Below are 19918 nucleotides of genomic sequence, written 5' to 3' on the forward strand. Positions count from 1 at the left end.
AGCACCGAATGACCACCGTGACAACGACGGTGACCGACCTGGTCGACCGGATCCGGGCGCGCGAGTACTCGATGACGATCGACGGCCGTGCCGTCTCGGGGGCCGACCGATTCGCGGTCGACAACCCGTCGACGGGCGAGACACTCGCGACGGCTCCGCGCTGCTCGGACGATGAGCTCGATCGCGCGGTGCGCTCCGCGCACGCGGCCTTCCCGCGGTGGCGCGGCGACATCGTGGCGCGCCGCGCGGTTCTGCACCGCATCGCCGACGTCCTCGTGGCGAACCAGGAGGTGCTCGGCACCCTGGTGACGCTCGAGCAGGGGAAGCCGCGCGCGGAGGGCGTCGGCGACGTCCTCCGTTCGGCCGACTGGTTCCGGCACTTCGCCGAGGTCGATCTCGGCGACCGGGTCGTGCAGGACGACGAGAACGGCTTCGTCGAGGTCGTGCACCGTCCGCTCGGCGTGGTCGCCGGGATCATCCCGTGGAACCAGCCGATGCTCATGATCTCGTGGAAGACGGCACCCGCACTGCTCGCCGGAAACACCGTGGTGCTGAAGCCCTCGTCCTCGACGCCCCTCACCGCACTGCTCTTCGGCGAGCTGGTGCGGGAGATCGTCCCTGCCGGTGTCCTCGCCGTGATCTCGGGACCCGAGCCGCTGGGCAGCAAGCTCATCGATCACGAGCTGGTGCGCAAGGTGAGCTTCACCGGGTCGACGGCGGTGGGCATGGGCATCGCCCAGAAGACGGCGTCGTCGCTCAAGCGCCTCACGCTCGAACTCGGGGGGAACGACGCCGCGATCGTGCTCGACGACGCGGAACCCGAGGAGTTCGCCGAGCAGCTCTTCTGGGCGGCGATGAAGAACAACGGCCAGATGTGCGCGCTCATCAAGCGCCTCTACGTGCCGGAACGCCGACGCGCGTCCTACACCGAGGCCTTCGCCGACCTGGCCGGGCGGGCCCGCGTCGGCGACCCGCTGCTCGACGGGACCCAGCTGGGGCCGCTCGCGACGCCGGCGCAGTTCCGTGGCATCCGAGATCTCGCCTCCGCGACAGCGGCCCAGGGGGCGACGATCGCCGCCGGCGGTGCGGCGAGGGACGGTGCGGGCTACTTCTTCCCGCCTACCGTGGTGACCGACGTCGCCGAGAACTCCGCCATCGTCGCCGACGAGCAATTCGGCCCGATCCTCCCGGTCGTGGGCTACGACGACGTCGAGGAGGCCGTCGCGCGCGCGAACGGCACCGACTTCGGCCTCGCCGGCTCCGTGTGGGGCGCGGACCTCGAGCGGGCGCGCGAGATCGCGTCGCGGTTCGAGTCGGGCCAGGCCTCGGTGAATCACCACACCCGCGGCATCCTGCCCCACCTGCCGTTCGGCGGTGCCAAGCACAGCGGGATCGGGTACGAGAACGGCAGCTGGGGCCTCGAGGCGTTCACGCAGCTGCAGACCCTCGCCGGCCCGGCGCGGCACGCCTAGACCACTCGAAGAAGAGGAGCACACATGTCACTCGAGAACAGCCGGTATATCGTCACCGGTGCCGCATCCGGCATCGGACGCGCCACGGGGCGCAAGCTCGTCGCGGCCGGCGCCGAGGTGATCAGCCTGGACCGCAACGAACCGGACTACCCTGTCACGGCCCACTACGCCGTCGACCTCTCCGATCCGGCGAGCATCGACGCCGTCGTCGCCCGGCTCGCAGAGGGGGGACCGTACTCCGGTCTCTTGAACATCGCGGGTGTGCCCGGCGGATCCCTGCCCGACGCGTTCGTGGTCTCGGTGAACTACCTGGGTCTTCGACACCTGACGGAGGCGGTCGAGCCGTTGCTCGCCCCGGGCGGGAACGTCACGAACGTGTCCTCGAACGGCGACGTGCTGTGGCCCACACGCGAGGACGTCCATCGTGAGCTCTACGACACCGCGGGATTCGCCGAGGGGGTCGCGTGGTACGCGGAGGGCAAGGCGGAAGGAAAGGCCTACAACTTCTCGAAGGAAGCCGTCAGCTACTACACGATCCGCAAAGCGATCGAGTACGCGCAGAAGGGCAAGCGCATCAACGCGATATCGCCCGGCATGACGAACACGCCGATCATCGGCGACTTCCTCAAGGTCATGACGGAGGACCGCGTCGAGCGAATCAGGAACCTCGTCGGTGGGTTCGCGGAGCCGGACACGATCGCCGACGCGCTCGTCTTCATGGCCTCTCCCGCGGCACGCTTCGTCAACGGCCAGGTCCTCGACGTCGATGGAGGGCTGAAGGCCGGGATGCGTGCCGGCGACGTGCCGTACCCCGGCCGAGCCTGACGGCCGCGCACCGAGGGGCGTGGCATCCGATCGACGGATGCCACGCCCCCTTCGCGCGTCGTGCTCAGGCTCGCGACCGTGCCGCGAACGACACGGCGTCGGTGTGCCGCACGGCGACGAGGTCGACGGGAGCCCCGATGACGGGGGCGATCTCGCCGATGTGACGGGTCGCCAGGCGGATCCCCTCGTCGAGGTCGATGATGGCCACGCGATACGGGAGGTCGCCGACGAACGCGGTCGGCGCGGCGTGGATGGTGGTGTGGGAGTAGAGGACGCCGGATCCCGACAGCTCCACCCACTCGACCTCCGTCGTCCAGTCCGCGGGCGAGATCGGCTTCGGTGGGAAGGTCAACGCCCTGGTCGCGACGCTGCGGGTGGTCAGGAGTCGGCCTTCGGCCAGCGCCTCCCAGAACGGCCGCGTGAACGCCGAGATCCTCGGCGGGTAGGGGTGGGGGGTGTCGACGGTGACGATGTCGATCATCAGGCCACCGCCTCGAGGACGTGGACCAGCGCGGCGTTGTAGTTGCCGAGTTCCGCCGAGACGAGACCGAGCCGTGCGCCGGCGACCTGGCGGCCTCCCGCGGTGCCGCGAAGCTGCTCGACCGCCTCGACGAAGCTGTAGAGCGGCGTCATGTAGGCGGGATGGCCGCGCGAGGTGAGCCCACCGGACGTGCAGAGGGGCATGTCACCGCCGAGGGTCGTTCGCCCTTCGGCGGCCCACGCCGCGCCGTGGCCGCGCGGCGTGAGGCCCAGAGCTTCGGCCACGAGAATCTCGACGATCGTGCACGGCGCATACAGCTCCGCGAAGTCCACGTCGACGGAGCGGATGCCGGCCTGCGCGCACGCCTCCGCGCCGGCACGCTCGGCAGCCTCCAGGCGGATCATGTCGTTCGGGATCGCGCTGATCTGGTGGGCGCCCTCGTGGAAGAAGCCGCGCCCGCGCACCCGGACGTACGGTCGGCCGAGCGCACGAGCCACGTCTTCGTCCGCGAGGACGAGGACCGCGGCGCCATCGCTGCGCGGGGGCACCTCGTACAGGCCGAGCGGTTCGACGATCGGTCGCTGGGCGAGCACCTCCTCGAGGGTGATCGGGGAGCGGAAGTGCGCGAGCGCGTTCATCGACGCGTGGAGGCGGTTCTTCACGGCCACGGTGGCGATCTGCTCGCGGGAGGAGCCGTGCTCGTGGATGTACCGGTTGGCATCCATCGCGTACCAGGCGATCGGGGTGATGCCGAACGGAGCTTGGAAGTCGACGTCGCCGACGGCGCGCATCGAGCTCATCATGTGATCGCGTGCGCTGATCGCGGTCTCGACGTTGATGCCCATCGCGAGAGCCACCTTGGCGCGTCCGAGGAGGATTTCGTTGGCGGCGGACTCGAAGGCCAGGGCTCCGGTCATCCCGTTGCCCAGGACCTCGGCGATCCCCGCGGTCAGCGGCAGGCCCAGGTAGTTCGCCAGGAACGTCGCGAAGTACTTCTGCTGCGTGTACGGGCGGGGGAGGCTCATCGCCAACGCGCCGATGTCGGACCTGTCGATCCCGGCATCGTGGGCGGCCTCGATGGCGAGCCTGCCGAGGACTTCGTGCTCGAGCACGTGCTCGTCGGCATCCGGGGGCGTCTGCCACTTTCCGACGGGTGCGGCGGCGTACCCGATGATCGCGACGGATCTGCTCATACTCGTGTCTTCTCTCGAAGGGCGACGCGCCTCCCGCCGCGGGGAAGCGGGAGGCGCGTCGCTCGGGATTCGGTGCTACTCGGACACGGGCGGGAAGCCCCCGCCGAAGAGCAGCACGGGCGTGAGGATCTCGGCCGCCTTCGGGCTCGCGAGGGTCGGCCATGCGGCTTCGGTGTTCGGGTGCAGCGTGTCGAAGCCCTCGGCGACCCACTTGTCCCACAGGCCCGCCTTCATGGCGTGCGGGAAGAGGAACTCGCGCGTGTAGACCATGATCCCGTCGCGGATCTTCTGCTCCGTCGACTTCTTCGCCAGGTCGCGATACATCGACAGGGTGCCCTTCTGTGCGATCTGGGCGTAGGTCGCCATCTCCTCGGCTGTGACGACGCGCAGTTCGGCCATCGGGGTGTCGCGGGTGTCACGGGCGAACACGGCGACGCTCTCGATGTAGTCGAGGTAGTTCGACGGGTCGGAGAACGTGGTCATGATGTCGTTGATCGTGACCTTCACCTTGTCGGCGGGGAAGATCATGACCTGGGTCACCGCGTAGGGCAGCCCCTCGGCGACCCCCGCCCACGGGTAGATGTCCTCGTTGAGGAAGTGGTCGCGCACGATGGCGAACCGGCCGTCCGGAAGCGGGTACGGGCCCGTGTCGCCCATGCCGGCACGGCAGTCGTAGTGCAGCATGAAGCCGAACAGCTCGGTCTTCGCGTTGAACCGACGGAAGGCCTGGAGCTTCTCGGGATCCTCCAGGGACTGCGCCTGGGCGACCAACTGCGCAAGGAACTCCGGAGCGAGAACGTCCAGGGTGAAGTTCCGGCCGGACACCAGCCCGGAGCCCCCGCCCCACGTGCCGTGCTGCAGCCGCCGACCGAACTGGATGAGCGTCTCGAGGTCGTCGCGACGCGAATCGGCGGTGTCCTGGTCGAGCGTGATGCCGATTCCGCGGCCCAGGATGGGGCACACGGATGCCGCCCAGTTGCGGGTGACGTTGATCTTCGTCCCCACCTCGTGCCGTGCAGTCTGCGCCAGGCCCAGAAGTCCGTCGACGCCGAGCTCGTCGGTGAGCTGGCGGATCCAGGTCGGGTACGTGTTCCACTGCTGCACGAAGGAGTTCGTCTCGTACTCCTGACGCGGGATGAGGCCGGACTCTCCCTCCGAAGCCCGGCCGAGGATGAAGTCCCACAGGTTCCACCCGGCGTAGTCGAGCCAGCTGTTGATCTCGTCTGCGCTGAGGCGGGTCTTCCGGACGTCCTCATCGGTGGTGTCGACGAAGGGAGTGGTCAGACGGGAGCGGATCTCGGCATCGCCGGCGATGCCCTGCGGGATCATGCCCAGGTACTTCGTGAGCCAGAGGTCGAGGTCGAAGGCGGGCGCGCCCCCGGTGATGCTCGTCATCACGCGTCCTCGCTCTCGACGAGGAAGACCTGGCCCCGATCGCCCGAAATGTCCAGGCGTACGAGAGTGCCGTCGGCGGGGATCGTCTCGTCGCGGGCTGTCGTGACGCCTTCCGTGAACTGCGTGGACATCACGCAGGGGATGGAGAACTCGCGCGACAGGATGCCGAGATGGCTCTCCGGCGCACCCTGAAGGGTGATGAGTCCCGCGACGCCGGCCATGAGCGCCGGCGACATGAAGGTCGTGGTTCCGCCGCGGGAGATGACGACGGCTTCTTCGACGTCGGGCCCGTCGATGAAATCCAGCACCTCCTCCGGGGAGTCGAGGAAACGGATACGGCCCGTCGCCCCGTGGGGCGAGGTGAAGGCCTTGACCCCCGTTCCGATGATGCGCTCTGTCATGGGTGCCTCCTCATTGAAGCGTGGTACGGTCGGCAATGGCTCAACCATTAGAACTATACGTCGATAACCCAATTACACAAGGTCCGTATTCCATGCCTGCGGGGCCTGCGTGGCGCGTGCGCCGCGGCTCGGCGCGCGCGGACGCGCGGTGGGCTGTGCGCGCAAGTGCGGATCGCCTTCGGCATCCACGCGAAAGGTCCGACACACCGGCTCTGCCGGTCTGTCGGACCTGTGGAGGGGCTGACGGGAATCGAACCCGCGCTGTCTGCTTGGGAAGCAGAAGTTCTGCCATTGAACTACAGCCCCGAGCGCCTGACGGCACTCCCGCCAGCATAACAGCGTCTCCCGTGGCATCCAGGTCGGGGTTCGTCACTCATGGGCGCCCAGATCACGTGACGTGGTCGAGGGCGCGCGCCGTGGCGCGACATTGCGGGTGTGCTCGCCCGGATCGCGTGATCTGGCGGACCCGCGCGACCCCACGCCCTAGGCTGGGCGCGTGCTGCTCTCCGATCGCGACATCCGTGCCGAACTCGCCGACGGACGCCTGTGGCTCGACCCCTTCGATCCGGCCATGGTGCAGCCGTCGAGCGTGGACGTGCGCCTCGACCGGTACTTCCGGCTGTTCGACAACCACAAGTACCCGTTCATCGATCCCGCCGAGGATCAGCCCGAGCTCACCCGCCTCATCGAGGTCGAACCGGACGAGCCGTTCATCCTGCACCCGGGTGAATTCGCGCTGGGGTCGACGTTCGAGCGCGTCACGCTGCCCGACGACGTCGCCGCGCGCCTCGAGGGCAAGTCGTCGCTCGGGCGCCTGGGGCTGCTCACGCACTCGACCGCCGGGTTCATCGACCCGGGATTCTCGGGGCACGTCACCCTCGAGCTCTCGAACGTCGCGACGCTGCCGATCAAGCTCTGGCCGGGCATGAAGATCGGCCAGGTCTGCTACTTCCGCCTGACGTCGCCCGCCGAGAACCCGTACGGATCGGGGCCTTACGGCAACCGCTACCAGGGCCAGCGCGGCCCGACGGCATCGCGGTCGTCGCTCAACTTCCACCGCACCGACGTCGGCGCGACCGACGCCGGCTCCGCCGGGCGCTGAGCCCGGAACACCGAACAGCCCCGCCGAGTCGACCTCGGCGGGGCTGTTCTGTTGCGCGCTCGTGGTGTCCCGGGTGCGGTGTGGTGTCCGGCGATAAACGCCATTCCCGCAAAGAAACGCGTTGTGCACCCGTTTCCTGCCGCGAGAAGCGTTTATCGATGGTCACTCGGATGCCGAGGGCTCACCGGACGCCGTCGACTCGCGGCCGCGGCTGAATCCGGCGTCGAAACCGCGCTCGTAGGCGCGCTGCTCCGCCCGGCGATCGTCGTGGCCGCGGTGGTGGCCGTGGCCGTGGTGCATGTGTCCGCCGCGGGGGTCGCACCCGCGTCCGTGACCGCCGCGGTGCCGCGGGTCGTGCTGCTCGGCGCCGGCCTGCGCGTCGGCGTCACGCTCGCCGCGCCAGCCCGAGCCGAACCCGGCGCCCGGACCGAACCCGGCGCCCGGACCGAACCCGGCGCCGGGGCCGAAGCCGGGGCCGAAGCCGCGCCCGAAGGGACCGAAACCGGGGCCGAGGCCGCGCATGCCGGGCCCGCGGCCGCCGCGTCCGCGGGGGCCGAACGGCGTCGCGTCCGACTCGTCGAGACCGAGCGCCGCCGACACCGCGTCGAGGGAGGCGACGAGGCGTTCGAGCTCCTCGGCCGGGACGTCCGCGAGTAGCGCCGAGCGATCGGCATCCACTCGGTCGAGGATCTCGCGACCCTCGGCGGTCAGGGCCCAGCCGTCGTCGGTGCGCTCGATCCAGTCGCGCTCGGCGAGGGCGGTGAGGCGCTTGCCGCCGCGCGCGAGGCGGTCGGCGATCCACGGAGCGTCGATGCGGCCGTCGATCGCACGCAGCAGCAGGACGGTCTTGGGGTGGAGGTCGCTGTCGCGCAGCTGCGCGAAGAGGCGATGGTGCAGCGCGTGTCCGATCGTGGTGAGGCGATGGGCGAGGCTGCGGGGATCCAGAGGTGTGGAGGTGTCCATGGGGTGTTCCTTTCGTGGGGCGGAAGATCCGCCGGTTACATGTCAAATGACAACGGATGTACTGTGACATGTATTCCGAATGCTTGTCAAGCGACATGTAAAATCGCCGCATGACCGCCGACCCCGCCGACGAGATCGCCGCCGCCCTCGCCAAGATCCGCGGTCGTCGCCCGCGGCCGCCGTTCGGGGGAGGCTTCGGCGGCCCCCACCCGCACGACCATCGAGGGCACGGCCCGCACGCGTTCCCCGGCGGCCCCCCGTGGGGCGAGCCCGGCCAGGGGAGGTTCGCCGGGGTCGCGCGTTTCCGCATGCTGGATGCCCTGCTCTCGGCATCCGGTCCGCTGTCGGTGAGCGAGATCGCCGACGCCGTGGGCGTCGACCAGCCCCGCGCATCGCGGCTCGTTCAGCAGGGCGTGCAGATGCGACTCGTCGAACGCGAGCCCGACCCCGACGACGCCCGACGCCTGCGCGTCCGCCTCACCGCCGAGGGCGAGCGGCTCGTCTCGAGCCTCCGGGGCAGGAGGAGGGATGCCGTGCGCTCCGCGCTCGAGTCCTTCACCGACGCCGAGCGCGCCGACTTCGCCCGTCTCCTGGCGAAGTTCGCCGACGCCTGGCCGCAGGACTGACGCCGCGGCATCCGGATTCGCGATCCGCTCGCGTGCGAAACTCCTGAGAAATCGTCGCTGCCGCGGCCCGCGCGGACGGGATTCCACCGATCCGCGCGTGGGTGGTGGCGGAAACTCAGGAGTTTCGCACCGCGGGGCGGCTCGGCCGACCCGGCGTCAGCGGATCGCGGCGCCCCGGTTCTGAACCGGGATCATCAGCGCCAGGCCCACGGCGAGGATCAGCACGATGCCGAGGATGCCGAGGCGCGTGTCGCCCGTGAGTCGGACGAACAGGGCGAAGAGCCCGGGCGCGAGGAACGACACCGCACGACCGGTGGTGGCGTAGAGGCCGAAGATCTCACCCTCACGACCCTCCGGCGTCGCCCGCGACAGGTAGGTGCGGCTGGCCGACTGGACGGGGCCGACGAAGAGCCCGAGGCCGAGCCCCGCCACCCAGAAGAGCGGCTGCGACGTGCCGATGAACAGGATCACCGTGCCGAGCACGATGAGTCCCATGAGCGAGAACACGATCACGCGCTTGGGGCCGAAGCGGTCGTCGAGGCGCCCGGAGAACATCGTGCTGATGCCCGCGACCACGTTCGCGGCGACCGCGAAGTACAGCACCTCGGTCGACGAGAAGCCGAACACCTGCGCCGCGATGATCGCGCCGAACGTGAACACGCCGGCCAACCCGTCGCGGAACACGGCGCTCGCGATGAGGAACAGCAGCACCGGGCGGCTGTCGCGCCACAGCGATCGCAGGGTGCCCCACAGCAGCACGTAGGACTGGAAGAAACCCACGCGCACCTGCCGACTCTGCGCCGGAATCTCCGGCACGCGCACGAGCACCGGGATCGCGAACACCGCGAACCAGACAGCGGATGCCAGGATCGCCAGACGGATGTTCCAGCCACCGTCCTTGGGCACGGCGAGGAGGCCGGCGGCATCCGGGTTCCCGAATCCCTGGATGAACAGGACCAGCAGCAGGAGGAGCAGCACGATGCCGCCGACGTATCCCATGCCCCAGCCGAAGCCCGAGACGCGCCCGATGTTCTCGCGCGTCGAGACCTGCGACAGCATGGCGTAGTAGTTGACGCTCGCGAACTCGAAGAAGACGTTGCCCACGGCGAGCAGCGTCGCGCCGAGGATGAGGTACGGCGGCGTCCCCTCGACGAACACCATCGCGGCCATCGCCAGCACGATGACGCCGGTGTTGATGCCGAGCCACAGCTTGCGGCGTCCGGTTCCGTCGCTGCGCTGACCGAGCACGGGCGCGAGGAGCGCGACCACGATTCCGGCGATCATCAGGGCGTTGCCCACGAGGGCGGCGTTGTCCGCGAGCGCCTTGACGAGTTCCGGGTTGCGGTCGTCGTCGCCGGCGGCCGCGACGATCGGCGGGGTCGACGAAGTACGAGCTCGCCAGGTACGTGCTGAACACGAACGTCGTGACGACCGCATTGAACGCCGCGGATCCCCAGTCCCACAGGGCCCAGGCCAGGACCGGGCGCTTGCCAGGGGCGGAGGGGACGGATGCCGCGGGCGCGGCGCTCGGAGTGGACATGTCGCTCACGGTAAGACCCTTCGGTGAACGTGCGGATACGTCGGGCGCGCCCGCGCCGCCGCTGACGCGTGCGCTCAGGGTATGCCCTCGCGCGGCCTCTGACGCGGCCCCGAACGGGGGTTTCCCGGGGTGGCGGACTACCGTGGAGTCATGGCATCCGAATCCCCCGTCCCCTCCGCCGAGGCGGACACCGCCCCCGAGCAGCTCACGTTCGCCGATCTGGGACTGGATGCCGCCGTGCTCAAGGCCCTCAAGGACGTCGGCTACGAGACCCCGTCGGCCATCCAGGCCGCCACCATCCCCGTGCTCCTGCAGGGGCGCGACGTCGTCGGCCTCGCCCAGACCGGAACCGGGAAGACCGCCGCGTTCGCCCTTCCGGTGCTGTCGCAGATGGAGACCGGCCACAAGAATCCGCAGGCCCTCGTGCTGGCCCCGACGCGCGAGCTCGCGTTGCAGGTGTGCGAGGCGTTCGAGAAGTACGCCGCGCACATCAAGGGCGTCTCGGTGCTCCCCGTCTACGGCGGCCAGGGCTACGGCCAGCAGCTGTCGGCGCTGCGCCGCGGCGTCGACATCGTGGTGGGCACGCCGGGTCGCATCATGGACCACCTCGACAAGGGCACCCTCGACCTCAGCGAACTGAAGTACCTCGTGCTCGACGAGGCCGACGAGATGCTGAAGATGGGCTTCGCGGAGGACGTCGAGACCATCCTCGCGGACACCCCCGCCGACAAGCAGGTCGCGCTGTTCTCGGCCACGATGCCGGCGCAGATCCGCCGCATCTCCGCGCAGTACCTCAACGACCCCGAAGAGATCACGGTCAAGACCAAGACCACGACCTCGGCCAACATCACGCAGCGGTACCTCGTCGTGTCGTACCAGCAGAAGATCGACGCCCTCACCCGCATCCTCGAGGTCGAGAACTTCGAGGGCATGATCGTCTTCACCCGCACGAAGAACGAGACCGAGACGGTCGCCGAGAAGCTGCGCGCCCGCGGCTACACCGCCGCCGCGATCAACGGCGACGTCGCACAGGTGCAGCGCGAGCGCACGGTCAACCAGCTGAAGTCCGGCAAGCTCGACATCCTCGTCGCGACCGACGTCGCCGCGCGCGGGCTCGACGTCGAGCGCATCAGCCACGTCGTCAACTACGACCTGCCGATCGACACCGAGTCGTACGTGCACCGGATCGGCCGCACGGGTCGTGCCGGACGGAGCGGGGATGCCATCAGCTTCGTGACCCCGCGCGAGCGCCGCATGCTCACCGCGATCGAGAAGGCCACGCGTCAGCCGCTCACCGAGATGTCGCTGCCCAGCGTTGACGACGTCAACGCCACGCGCCTTACCCGCTTCGACGACGCGATCACCGCCGCGCTCGAGGACACCGCCGCGATCGCGACGTTCCGCGACGTCGTCGCCCACTACGTCGCGCACCACGACGTGCCGGAGGCGGATGTCGCCGCGGCGCTCGCCGTGGTCGCGCAGGGGGACACCCCGCTGCTGATGGAGGAGGAGACCATCCAGCAGCCGCGCTTCGACCGGGATCGCGACCGCGCGCCGCGCGACGGCGACCGCGACCGGGGCGACCGCGGCGACCGGGGAGATCGGCGCAGCAGCGACGGACGGTTCGCGACGTACCGCATCGCGGTGGGGCGTCGGCAGCGGGTCGAGCCGCGCCAGATTGTCGGGGCGCTCGCGAACGAGGGCGGCCTGCGCCGCAACGACTTCGGTGCGATCCAGATCCGCCAGGACTTCTCGCTCGTGGAGCTCCCGGCCGACCTGTCGCGCGACACCCTCAACCGGCTCACCGACACCCGCATCTCGGGCGTGCTCATCGACCTGCGCCTGGATCAGGGCGGCCGTTCCGCGAAGCGCAGCGACCGGCCGCAGCGCCGCTCGTACGATCGCGACTGAGCCCGCGGCATCCATTCCTTCGACGCCCTCGCGACCTGCCCGGTCGCGGGGGCGTCGTGGTGTGCGGGGTGATTCGCGCGTCGGCCGGCGTAGGCGGAGCGTGTCCCACTTTGTGCGGTGTGGGGCCGCTGCGGCTGCACATTGTGGGACATGTGCGTGGGGGTGGGGCGGCGCCCGGGGAGCGTGTCCCACTTTGTGCCGTTCAGAGGCGCCGCAGCCGCACATAGTGGGACATGCATGCCGTCGACGCCGCCATAGAAGTTGAGCCAATCCATATCAAGTCTGCTTGACGCCCCGAGAGGGCTGCGCTAGCCTTGAGTCATCGCGGCTCAACCCGCGCAGCAGGCTTCAGAAGCAACCCAGAGTCGTGGCATCCGCCCGGCTCATGATCAAGGAGACACATATGCCACGTGCAGTGGGAATCGACCTCGGGACGACCAACTCCGTCGTGAGCGTGCTCGAGGGTGGCGAGCCCAAGGTCATCGCCAACGCCGAGGGCTTCCGCACGACCCCCTCGGTCGTCGCGTTCACCAAGGACGGTGAGGTGCTCGTCGGCGAGACCGCGAAGCGCCAGGCCGTGACCAACGTCGACCGCACCGTTTCGTCCGTCAAGCGCCACATGGGCACGACCTGGACGTTCGACGTCGACGGCAAGAAGTGGACGCCGCAGGAGATCTCCGCGCGCATCCTCCAGAAGCTCAAGCGCGACGCCGAGGAGTACCTGGGCGACAGCGTGACGGATGCCGTCATCACGGTGCCCGCGTACTTCAACGACGCCGAGCGTCAGGCCACCAAGGAGGCCGGTGAGATCGCGGGCCTGAACGTCCTGCGCATCATCAACGAGCCCACCGCCGCCGCGCTCGCGTACGGCCTCGACAAGGGCAAGGAGGACGAGCTCATCCTCGTCTTCGACCTCGGTGGTGGAACCTTCGACGTCTCCCTCCTCGAGGTGGGCAAGGACGACGACTTCTCCACCATCCAGGTGCGCGCCACCGCCGGTGACAACCGCCTCGGTGGCGACGACTGGGACCAGCGCGTCGTCGACTACCTGATCACGCAGTTCAAGAACACGACCGGTGTCGACGTCTCGGGCGACAAGATCGCCCTGCAGCGCCTCAAGGAGGCCGCGGAGCAGGCGAAGAAGGAGCTGTCCTCGTCGACCTCGACGAGCGTCAACCTCCCCTACCTCTCGCTCACCGAGTCGGGCCCCGTGTCGCTGTCCGAGACGCTCACCCGCGCGAAGTTCGAGGACCTCACCAAGGACCTCCTCGACCGCACCCGCAAGCCCTTCTCGGACGTCATCCGTGAGGCCGGCGTCAAGGTCGACGACATCGCGCACGTCGTGCTCGTCGGCGGCTCGACCCGCATGCCCGCGGTCGCCGAGCTGGTGAAGAAGGAGACCGGTCGCGACGCCAACAAGGGCGTCAACCCCGACGAGGTCGTGGCCGTAGGCGCCGCCCTGCAGGCCGGCGTCCTCAAGGGTGAGCGCAAGGACGTTCTGCTCATCGACGTCACCCCCCTGAGCCTCGGCATCGAGACCAAGGGTGGCATCATGACCAAGCTCATCGAGCGCAACACGGCCATCCCGACCAAGCGCAGCGAGACCTTCACCACCGCCGACGACAACCAGCCGTCTGTCGCGATCCAGGTCTTCCAGGGCGAGCGCGAGTTCACCCGCGACAACAAGCCGCTGGGCACCTTCGAGCTCACCGGTATCGCCCCGGCTCCCCGTGGCATCCCGCAGGTCGAGGTCACCTTCGACATCGACGCCAACGGCATCGTGCACGTGTCCGCGAAGGACAAGGGCACCGGCAAGGAGCAGTCGATGACCATCACGGGCGGCTCGTCGCTGCCCAAGGAGGACATCGAGCGCATGGTCCGCGAGGCCGAGGAGAACGCGGCGGAAGACAAGAAGCGCCGCGAGTCCGCCGAGACCCGCAACCAGGCCGAGACCCTGTCGTACTCGATCGAGAAGCTGATCAAGGACAACGAGGACAAGCTGCCCGAAGACGTCAAGAACGACGTCCAGGCCGACGTCGACGCCCTCAAGACGGCGCTCGCCGGTGAGGACGACGACGCGGTCAAGACCGCGTTCGACAAGCTCAACGCGAGCCAGGGCAAGCTCGGCGAGGCCATCTACGCCTCGTCGCAGGCCCAGGGCCAGCCCGCCGACCCCAACGTCGGCCAGCCGGGCAACGGTGAGACGCCGAACCCCGAGGAAGACGTCATCGACGCCGAAGTGGTCGACGACGAGACCGACGAGAAGAAGTAAGCGACAGAACTGATGGCACACAAGGACGACGAACAGCCCCAGGGCTCGGGCGCCGGTCCTGACGAGACGACGGGGCCGGAGGAGAACACCTCCGGCCCCGCGCCGTCGGACCAGACCCCGGATGCCGAGGGCCTCACGATCGACGACATCCTCGGCGCCGAGCAGACGCCCGAGGCCGCCGCAGAGGGAGCTTCCTCCGACAAGGAGGCTTCGCTGCTGATCGACCTCAAGCGCCTGCAGGCGGAGTACGCCAACTACCGTCGACGGACCGAGGAGCAGCGCGAGCGCGAGATCGAGCGCGCGAAGGGCGAGGCCGTGAAGGGCCTGCTGCCCGTCATGGATGACCTCGACCGCGCCGAGAAGCACGGCGATCTCGTCGAGGGCACCCCCTTCGCCGCGATCGGCGACAAGGTGCGCGCGGTGGCCGAGCGGCTCGGCGTGGTCTCGTACGGCACGGCCGGCGAGCCCTTCGACCCGCAGCACCACGAGGCGATCTTCCAGGCGCCCACGCCCGGCGTGACCCAGGCCACCGTGCTCGAGGTCGTCGAGGTGGGTTACCGCCTCGGCTCCGTCGAGCTGCGGCCGGCCAAGGTCGTCGTCGCCGTGCCGGTCGAGTAGGAGGACGCATGGCGAGTCAGGACTGGTTCGACAAGGACTTCTACAAGGTCCTCGGTGTCGACAAGGGCGTGAGTGCTGCCGATCTCAAGAAGACGTACCGCAAGCTCGCGCGCCAGTACCACCCCGACTCGAACCCGGGTGACGCGAAGGCCGAGGCCAAGTTCAAGGAGATCAGCGAGGCGTACGCCGTGCTGAGCGACCCCGAGCAGCGCGAGGAGTACGACCAGATCCGGGCCATGGGCTCGGGGGCGCGCTTCTCGGCACCCGGGACGGCGGGCGGCGGCGGTTTCGACGACGTCTTCAGCCGGTTCGGGCAGCAGCGCGGGGGAGCGTCGGGCGGTTTCGACGACTTCTTCTCGATGTTCGACCAGCAGGGCGGCGGCTTCGGCTCCGGCCGGTTCGGGCAGCCGTCGGGCGGTTTCCGCGGCTTCGGCGGCCCGCAGCGCGGCGCCGACGTCACGGCCCGGACGACGCTCGACTTCGTCACCGCGGCCAAGGGCGAGACGATCACGCTGCAGGGCGAGGACGGCGTGCCGTTCAAGGTCAAGATCCCCGCGGGAGTTGCCGACGGCCAGAAGATCCGGCTGCGCGGTCGCGGTCGTCCGTCCCCGGACGGCGGAGAGAACGGCGACATCGTCGTGACGGTCGCGGTCCGGCCTCACCCGGTGTTCACCCGCGACGGGCTGAACCTCCGGCTGACGGTCCCCGTGACCTTCACCGAGGCGGCCCTCGGCGCGACGATCGAGGTGCCGACCCTCGGCGGAGACCCCGTGCGACTGCGTGTCGCCCCGGGCACCCCGTCCGGGCGGGTGCTGCGCGTCAAGGAGCGTGGCATCCACTCGTCCAAGGGCACCGGTGACCTGCTGGCCGAGGTCCAGGTGGCCGTTCCCAGCCACCTCGACGACGACGCCCGCGAGGCCCTCGAGCGCTTCCACGCGCTCGAACCGAAAGAGAATCCCCGCGCCGACCTGATGGCCAAGGCGCGGCAGTAACGCTGGACTCCTGGCATCCGCCACAATCGGATGCCAGGAGCAGGCGATCGACGAGAGAGGAGAGGCCGTGTCCGACAAGGAAATCGATGAGGACGCGCCGATCTTCGCGATCGCCGTGGCCGCCGAGCTGTCGAACATGCACCCACAGACGCTGCGGCAGTACGACCGCCTCGGCCTCGTCGTGCCCGCCCGTACGCAGGGCGGATCGCGGCGGTATTCGAGCCGCCACGTGCAGCAGCTGCGCGAGGTGGCGCGGCTGTCGAGCGAGGGCATGAGTCTTCCCGCGATCGCGCGGCTCCTCGCCCTCGAGGAGCGCGTGCACGAACTCGCCCGCCGCGTCAGCGACCTGGAGCGGCAGCTCATGGCGGAGCGCCAGGCGCGCCCCGGCGCGCGCGTGTTCGCCGCCGGAGCCACCGGCTCGGTCGTGACGCTGCGCCACGGTGCCCGCGTTCGCCGCGCGACCGACGTCGTGCTGTGGCGCCCGGGCGGGCTGCTCGACCCCGACGAGGACTGACGCGCCTCGCGTCTGCGCGTGCGGCTGCGGCCCGGCTCGGGTCAGTGGTTCGCGCGTGGCCGCGCGGCGTGGCGCCGGGTCAGTGATCCGCGCAATGTCGGTTCGGATGGATGCCGGGCCCTGAGGCTGCGCGGATCGCTGAGGTCGCGCGGGCCGGCCGCCCGCGGCGTTGACCCCAGCCGACCCCTCCCATAATCTCTCTGTATGCGAGAGAATATGAGTCGGCCGCAGATCGACACGGCTTCGGCCGTGACCCGCAGCCTCTTGGGCTGGGGCGTCGTCGCCGGGCCGTTCTACGTCGTCGTCGGACTCGTGCTCGCGCTCACGCGGCCGGGATTCGACCTCAGCAAGCACGCACTCTCGCTCCTCATGCTCGGCGACCTCGGGTGGCTGCAGCGCGCCAATGTCATCCTGTCCGGGCTCATGGTGCTCGCGGCGGCGTACGGCATCCTGCGCCTCATCCGGAGCGGGCGCGGGCTGGCGATCGGAGTCCTCGTCGGCGTGTACGGCGTCGGCCTCGTGCTGAGCGGGATCTTCCCGCCCGACCCGGTCGCCGGGTTCCCGCCCGGGTCCGAGCCGGGCGCCTCGGTCAGCGGCATCCTGCACCTGCTCTTCGGCGCGCTCGGTTTCGTCGCGATCGGTGCCGCCGCTTTCGCGTACGCCGCCTGGTGTCGCGCAGAGCAGGTCTCGGGGCGCGCGCGGCTGTCGGTCGTGCTCGGCGTGCTCGTCCTGGTCGGGTTCGTCGCGGGGGCCGCGCTCGCGCAGTCGCCGGTCGGCGTGGCGCTGCTGTGGATCGCCGTCCTCGCCGCGTGGGGCTGGCTGGCGCTCGCGAGCGCGCGGCTCTACGCGTGGACGCCGCACCCGGTGACCGGCGCCCGTCGCTAGGACCGCGGTCAGTCCGCGTCGGCGCCGCGCGACGAACGCAGCAGCTCGATCTCGACCCGGTTGACCTCGGCCGCGGCTTCGAGGATCCGCGTGCCGACCGCGATCTCGTCGGGCGTGAGTGTGTCGAGGAACGCGTCCCACCGCGCCCCGACACGCGCGTACACGGGACCGACATCGGCGAACACGCGCCGCGCGTCGGCGACGACCCGCACCTTGCGTCCGTCGTCGGGGTCGCGCGTGCGCGTGACGTAGCCGGCCCGCTCGAGGCGGTCGATGAGGCCGGTGATCGCGCCTCCGTGCGTGAGCCCGGTGCGCGCCGCCAGCTCGCCGGGCGTCGCGGGACCTTCGCTCAACAGCAGACCCACGGCCTGCAGATCGCTGCTGTTCAGGCCGACCGACCGGGCGACGGCATCCTGGAACAGCACCGCCCGCGCCATGAACTCCCGCATCGCCGCCGCCATCGCCGGATACTGCTCCGGCGGTGGGGGTGCTTCCTCGGGCATCGCAGACCTTTCTCCGAAACAGAGGGAAGTCTACGTCTCGCCTCGGGTCGGACGATTCTCGGACGATTGTCGGATGCCGGTGTCCCCACCCCCGCTTACAGTGAGGCATGTTCACCGGCGACGCCCCGGAACACGCCCGGCGAGTTCAACCGAGGGCGCTCGTCGAACATCCGAGCGGAGGCTGACATGCCATTTGTGACCACGACCGACGGCGCCGAGATCTTCTACAAGGACTGGGGCAGCACCGACGCCCAGCCCATCGTCTTCCACCACGGATGGCCGCTGTCGTCCGACGACTGGGACGCGCAGCTGCTGTACTTCCTCGACAAGGGCTACCGCGTCATCGCCTCCGACCGCCGCGGTCACGGCCGTTCGTCGCAGATCGGCACCGGCCACGACATGGACCACTACGCCAGCGACGTCAGCGCCGTCGTCGAGCACCTCGACCTGCACAACGCCATCCACATCGGTCACTCGACCGGTGGCGGCCAGGTCGCCCGCTACGTCGCGCAGTACGGCCAGCCGCAGGGTCGCGTCGCCAAGGCCGTGCTCGTCGCCGCCGTGCCGCCGATCATGCTGCAGAGCGACACGAACCCCGAGGGCACCCCGCTGTCGGTGTTCGACGGCTTCCGCGAAGCGCTCGCCGCCAACCGCGCGGAGTTCTTCGAGGCCGTGGCATCCGGCCCCTTCTACGGCTTCAACCGCGAGGGCGTCACCCCCTCGCAGCCCGTCATCGACAACTGGTGGCGCCAGGGCATGACCGGCAGCGCGCAGGCGCACTACCTCGGCATCAAGGCGTTCTCCGAGACCGACCAGACCGAAGACCTCAAGGCCATCACGGTCCCGGTGCTCGTGCTCCAGGGCGACGACGACCAGGTCGTGCCGTACAAGGCCGCCGCCCTCCGGCAGCACGAGCTGCTGCAGAACTCGACCCTCAAGATCTACGAGGGCTACCCGCACGGCATGCTCACGACGCACGCCGACGTGATCAACCCCGACATCCTGGCGTTCATCCAGGAGTAAGTCGGCTCTCCGCATACGACGGCGCGCTCCCACCCGGGGCGCGCCGTCGTCCTTCCAGCGTGGGTGCGGCAGGGCCACGCGCGCCGGCGGGGGCGTCCGTAGCGTGGGCCGTACCCACCCCGGACCGCACGTGAGGAGCCGCACGATGCACCAGCCGCAGATCGTCGACCAGTTGTCCCACGCCCTCGGGCGCCGCGTGACGGTCCGCCGCGCCGACGAGCCCGCGGATGCCGCGGCCGACATCGCGTTCGGCGACGGCTCCGCGCTCCGGGTCGGCGGCCGGACGCGCGCCCAGATCTCCGCGCGCGAGTGGGCGCTGATCGACGCCGCCGTGCACCTGCTCGACATGACGGTCGGGGCGAGCCCGGCCGCGCGACGCGACCGAGTGTTCGCCAGCCTCATCGACGACGACTCGAGTGTGCGCCGCGACGCGCTGTGGGAGCTCCGCTCCCGCCGCTGGATCGACGGACGCGCGGACGGCATCGAGCTGCTCGCGGTCGTGCTCGACCCGGCGCCGGAGCTGCGGATCGTCGCTCTCGGACGACGCCTGGCCACCGCCGCGCACGGCGCCCTGCAGTTCGTCGGCGCCCGTCGCGGAGCCGCGATCTTCGTGGCATCCCGCTCCCTCGACCTCGACGCCCTGAACAGGACGGTGGATGCCGAGGCCGCCGCGCAGGGCATGACCGCCCGGGGGTTCGCGCTGGCGGCGGGGTCGCCCGACGACGGCGACGTGGATGACGCGGTTTCTCGCGCGATCCGCTCCGCCCACCTGCGCGCGACGCTCCCCGACCAGGTGACCTCGGTGCGCGCCGAAGACCTCGGAGGTTGGGCGCTCGTGCAGACGCTGCCCCGGTCTCGCTCGCTGCTCGTGCAGGCGTGCCCGGCGGCGTTCGTCCTCGCGTCCGCGGAGGACCCGACGCAGCGGGACACCGTCGAGGCGTACCTGGATGCCGCGGGTCGCGCCTCGGTCGCCTGCCAGCGCCTGCACATCCACCGCACGACGCTGTACTACCGGCTCGAGCAGATGCCGGAGGTGGTCCGTGAGGCCTTGGCCGACGGCCTGCAGCGGAGCACGCTGCACCTGACCCTCAAGCTCCTGCGGCTGTGGGACGAGGAGCTGCGCCGCGGAGAGCCGACCGCGGTGACGCCGGTCGCCCTGCCGCGCGAGCGCAGCGCGGAGCGGCTGCGGGCGTAGGCCTGAC

General features: G+C 70.0%; 18 protein-coding genes, 1 tRNA gene and 1 pseudogene. 12 read left to right on the forward strand and 8 right to left on the reverse strand.

The features are described 5' to 3' along the window. Positions 1-8 precede the first annotated feature (8 nt). Both RKD05_RS07325 and RKD05_RS07330 read left to right on the forward strand, forming a co-directional pair. A complete protein-coding gene (locus tag RKD05_RS07325; protein ID WP_424709057.1) occupies positions 9-1472 on the forward strand; it encodes an aldehyde dehydrogenase family protein in 1464 nt (487 codons plus the stop codon). 24 nt (positions 1473-1496) lie between these two features. Then, entirely contained in the window at positions 1497-2297 is an 801-nt protein-coding gene (locus RKD05_RS07330) for a coniferyl-alcohol dehydrogenase (protein ID WP_424709059.1), read from the forward strand. A 64-nt stretch (positions 2298-2361) separates the two neighbouring features. On the opposite strand, the gene RKD05_RS07335 is transcribed toward RKD05_RS07330, so the two are convergent. The 5 genes from RKD05_RS07335 to RKD05_RS07355 all read right to left on the reverse strand — a co-directional run bounded on the left by RKD05_RS07335 (position 2362) and on the right by RKD05_RS07355 (position 6073). After that, positions 2362-2778, reverse strand: coding sequence for a Zn-ribbon domain-containing OB-fold protein (locus RKD05_RS07335; RefSeq protein WP_424709060.1), 417 nt, complete (start codon positions 2776-2778; stop codon positions 2362-2364). Continuing rightward, positions 2778-3971: a thiolase family protein gene (locus RKD05_RS07340; protein WP_424709061.1), complete on the reverse strand. Its 1194-nt coding sequence runs from the start codon at positions 3969-3971 to the stop codon at positions 2778-2780. Before RKD05_RS07340 ends, RKD05_RS07335 begins: the two co-directional genes overlap by 1 nt. A gap of 75 nt (positions 3972-4046) precedes the next feature. Then, positions 4047-5366 carry a hypothetical protein gene (locus RKD05_RS07345; protein ID WP_424709062.1) on the reverse strand — a complete coding sequence of 440 codons (1320 nt, stop codon included), beginning with the start codon at positions 5364-5366 and terminating at the stop codon, positions 4047-4049. Then, complete coding sequence (locus RKD05_RS07350) at positions 5366-5767, reverse strand: PEP-utilizing enzyme (protein ID WP_424709064.1); 402 nt, start codon at positions 5765-5767, stop codon at positions 5366-5368. Before RKD05_RS07350 ends, RKD05_RS07345 begins: the two co-directional genes overlap by 1 nt. 232 nt (positions 5768-5999) lie before the next feature. Further along, positions 6000-6073 (reverse strand) — tRNA-Gly (locus RKD05_RS07355). A gap of 190 nt (positions 6074-6263) precedes the next feature. Here RKD05_RS07355 and dcd point away from each other — a divergent pair. Next, positions 6264-6869 carry a dCTP deaminase gene (gene dcd, locus RKD05_RS07360; RefSeq protein WP_424709066.1) on the forward strand — a complete coding sequence of 202 codons (606 nt, stop codon included), beginning with the start codon at positions 6264-6266 and terminating at the stop codon, positions 6867-6869. A 162-nt stretch (positions 6870-7031) separates the two neighbouring features. Here the strand turns inward: dcd and RKD05_RS07365 are convergent, their stop codons facing one another. Next, complete coding sequence (locus RKD05_RS07365; RefSeq protein ID WP_424709067.1) at positions 7032-7832, reverse strand: MarR family winged helix-turn-helix transcriptional regulator; 801 nt, start codon at positions 7830-7832, stop codon at positions 7032-7034. Between the two features lie 110 nt (positions 7833-7942). Here RKD05_RS07365 and RKD05_RS07370 point away from each other — a divergent pair, with 110 nt between their 5' ends. Beyond that, positions 7943-8458, forward strand: a complete 516-nt coding sequence (locus tag RKD05_RS07370) for a MarR family winged helix-turn-helix transcriptional regulator (RefSeq protein WP_022879422.1) — start codon at positions 7943-7945, stop codon at positions 8456-8458. A 156-nt stretch (positions 8459-8614) separates the two neighbouring features. Here RKD05_RS07370 and RKD05_RS07375 read toward each other — a convergent pair. Next, a pseudogene (locus tag RKD05_RS07375) lies at positions 8615-9998 on the reverse strand (MFS transporter). A 150-nt stretch (positions 9999-10148) separates the two neighbouring features. Here RKD05_RS07375 and RKD05_RS07380 point away from each other — a divergent pair. The 6 genes from RKD05_RS07380 (at position 10149) to RKD05_RS07405 (ending at position 17190) form a co-directional block, all read left to right on the forward strand. Beyond that, complete coding sequence (locus tag RKD05_RS07380) at positions 10149-11909, forward strand: DEAD/DEAH box helicase (protein WP_424709069.1); 1761 nt, start codon at positions 10149-10151, stop codon at positions 11907-11909. Positions 11910-12312: 403 nt separating this feature from the next. Beyond that, the gene (gene dnaK, locus RKD05_RS07385; RefSeq protein WP_424709070.1) at positions 12313-14181 is read left to right on the forward strand and encodes a molecular chaperone DnaK; all 1869 of its coding nucleotides are present in this window, start codon (positions 12313-12315) and stop codon (positions 14179-14181) included. Positions 14182-14193: 12 nt separating this feature from the next. Beyond that, positions 14194-14799 carry a nucleotide exchange factor GrpE gene (locus RKD05_RS07390; RefSeq protein WP_022879418.1) on the forward strand — a complete coding sequence of 202 codons (606 nt, stop codon included), beginning with the start codon at positions 14194-14196 and terminating at the stop codon, positions 14797-14799. Positions 14800-14807: 8 nt separating this feature from the next. Beyond that, positions 14808-15791, forward strand: a complete 984-nt coding sequence (locus tag RKD05_RS07395; protein ID WP_424709072.1) for a DnaJ C-terminal domain-containing protein — start codon at positions 14808-14810, stop codon at positions 15789-15791. A gap of 67 nt (positions 15792-15858) precedes the next feature. After that, entirely contained in the window at positions 15859-16305 is a 447-nt protein-coding gene (locus RKD05_RS07400; protein WP_424709073.1) for a heat shock protein transcriptional repressor HspR, read from the forward strand. Between the two features lie 249 nt (positions 16306-16554). Next, on the forward strand, positions 16555-17190 hold the full coding sequence (locus tag RKD05_RS07405) for a DUF998 domain-containing protein (RefSeq protein WP_424709074.1): 636 nt from the start codon (positions 16555-16557) through the stop codon (positions 17188-17190). Positions 17191-17198: 8 nt separating this feature from the next. Here RKD05_RS07405 and RKD05_RS07410 read toward each other — a convergent pair whose 3' ends face one another. Next, positions 17199-17693: a MarR family winged helix-turn-helix transcriptional regulator gene (locus tag RKD05_RS07410; protein ID WP_424709076.1), complete on the reverse strand. Its 495-nt coding sequence runs from the start codon at positions 17691-17693 to the stop codon at positions 17199-17201. Between the two features lie 186 nt (positions 17694-17879). Here RKD05_RS07410 and RKD05_RS07415 point away from each other — a divergent pair, with 186 nt between their 5' ends. Then, on the forward strand, positions 17880-18716 hold the full coding sequence (locus tag RKD05_RS07415) for an alpha/beta fold hydrolase (protein WP_424709078.1): 837 nt from the start codon (positions 17880-17882) through the stop codon (positions 18714-18716). Between the two features lie 145 nt (positions 18717-18861). After that, positions 18862-19911 carry a helix-turn-helix domain-containing protein gene (locus tag RKD05_RS07420; protein WP_424709079.1) on the forward strand — a complete coding sequence of 350 codons (1050 nt, stop codon included), beginning with the start codon at positions 18862-18864 and terminating at the stop codon, positions 19909-19911. Positions 19912-19918: the final 7 nt, after the last annotated feature.

The organism is Microbacterium sp. SLBN-111, from assembly GCF_049739645.1.
Classification (GTDB): domain Bacteria; phylum Actinomycetota; class Actinomycetes; order Actinomycetales; family Microbacteriaceae; genus Microbacterium.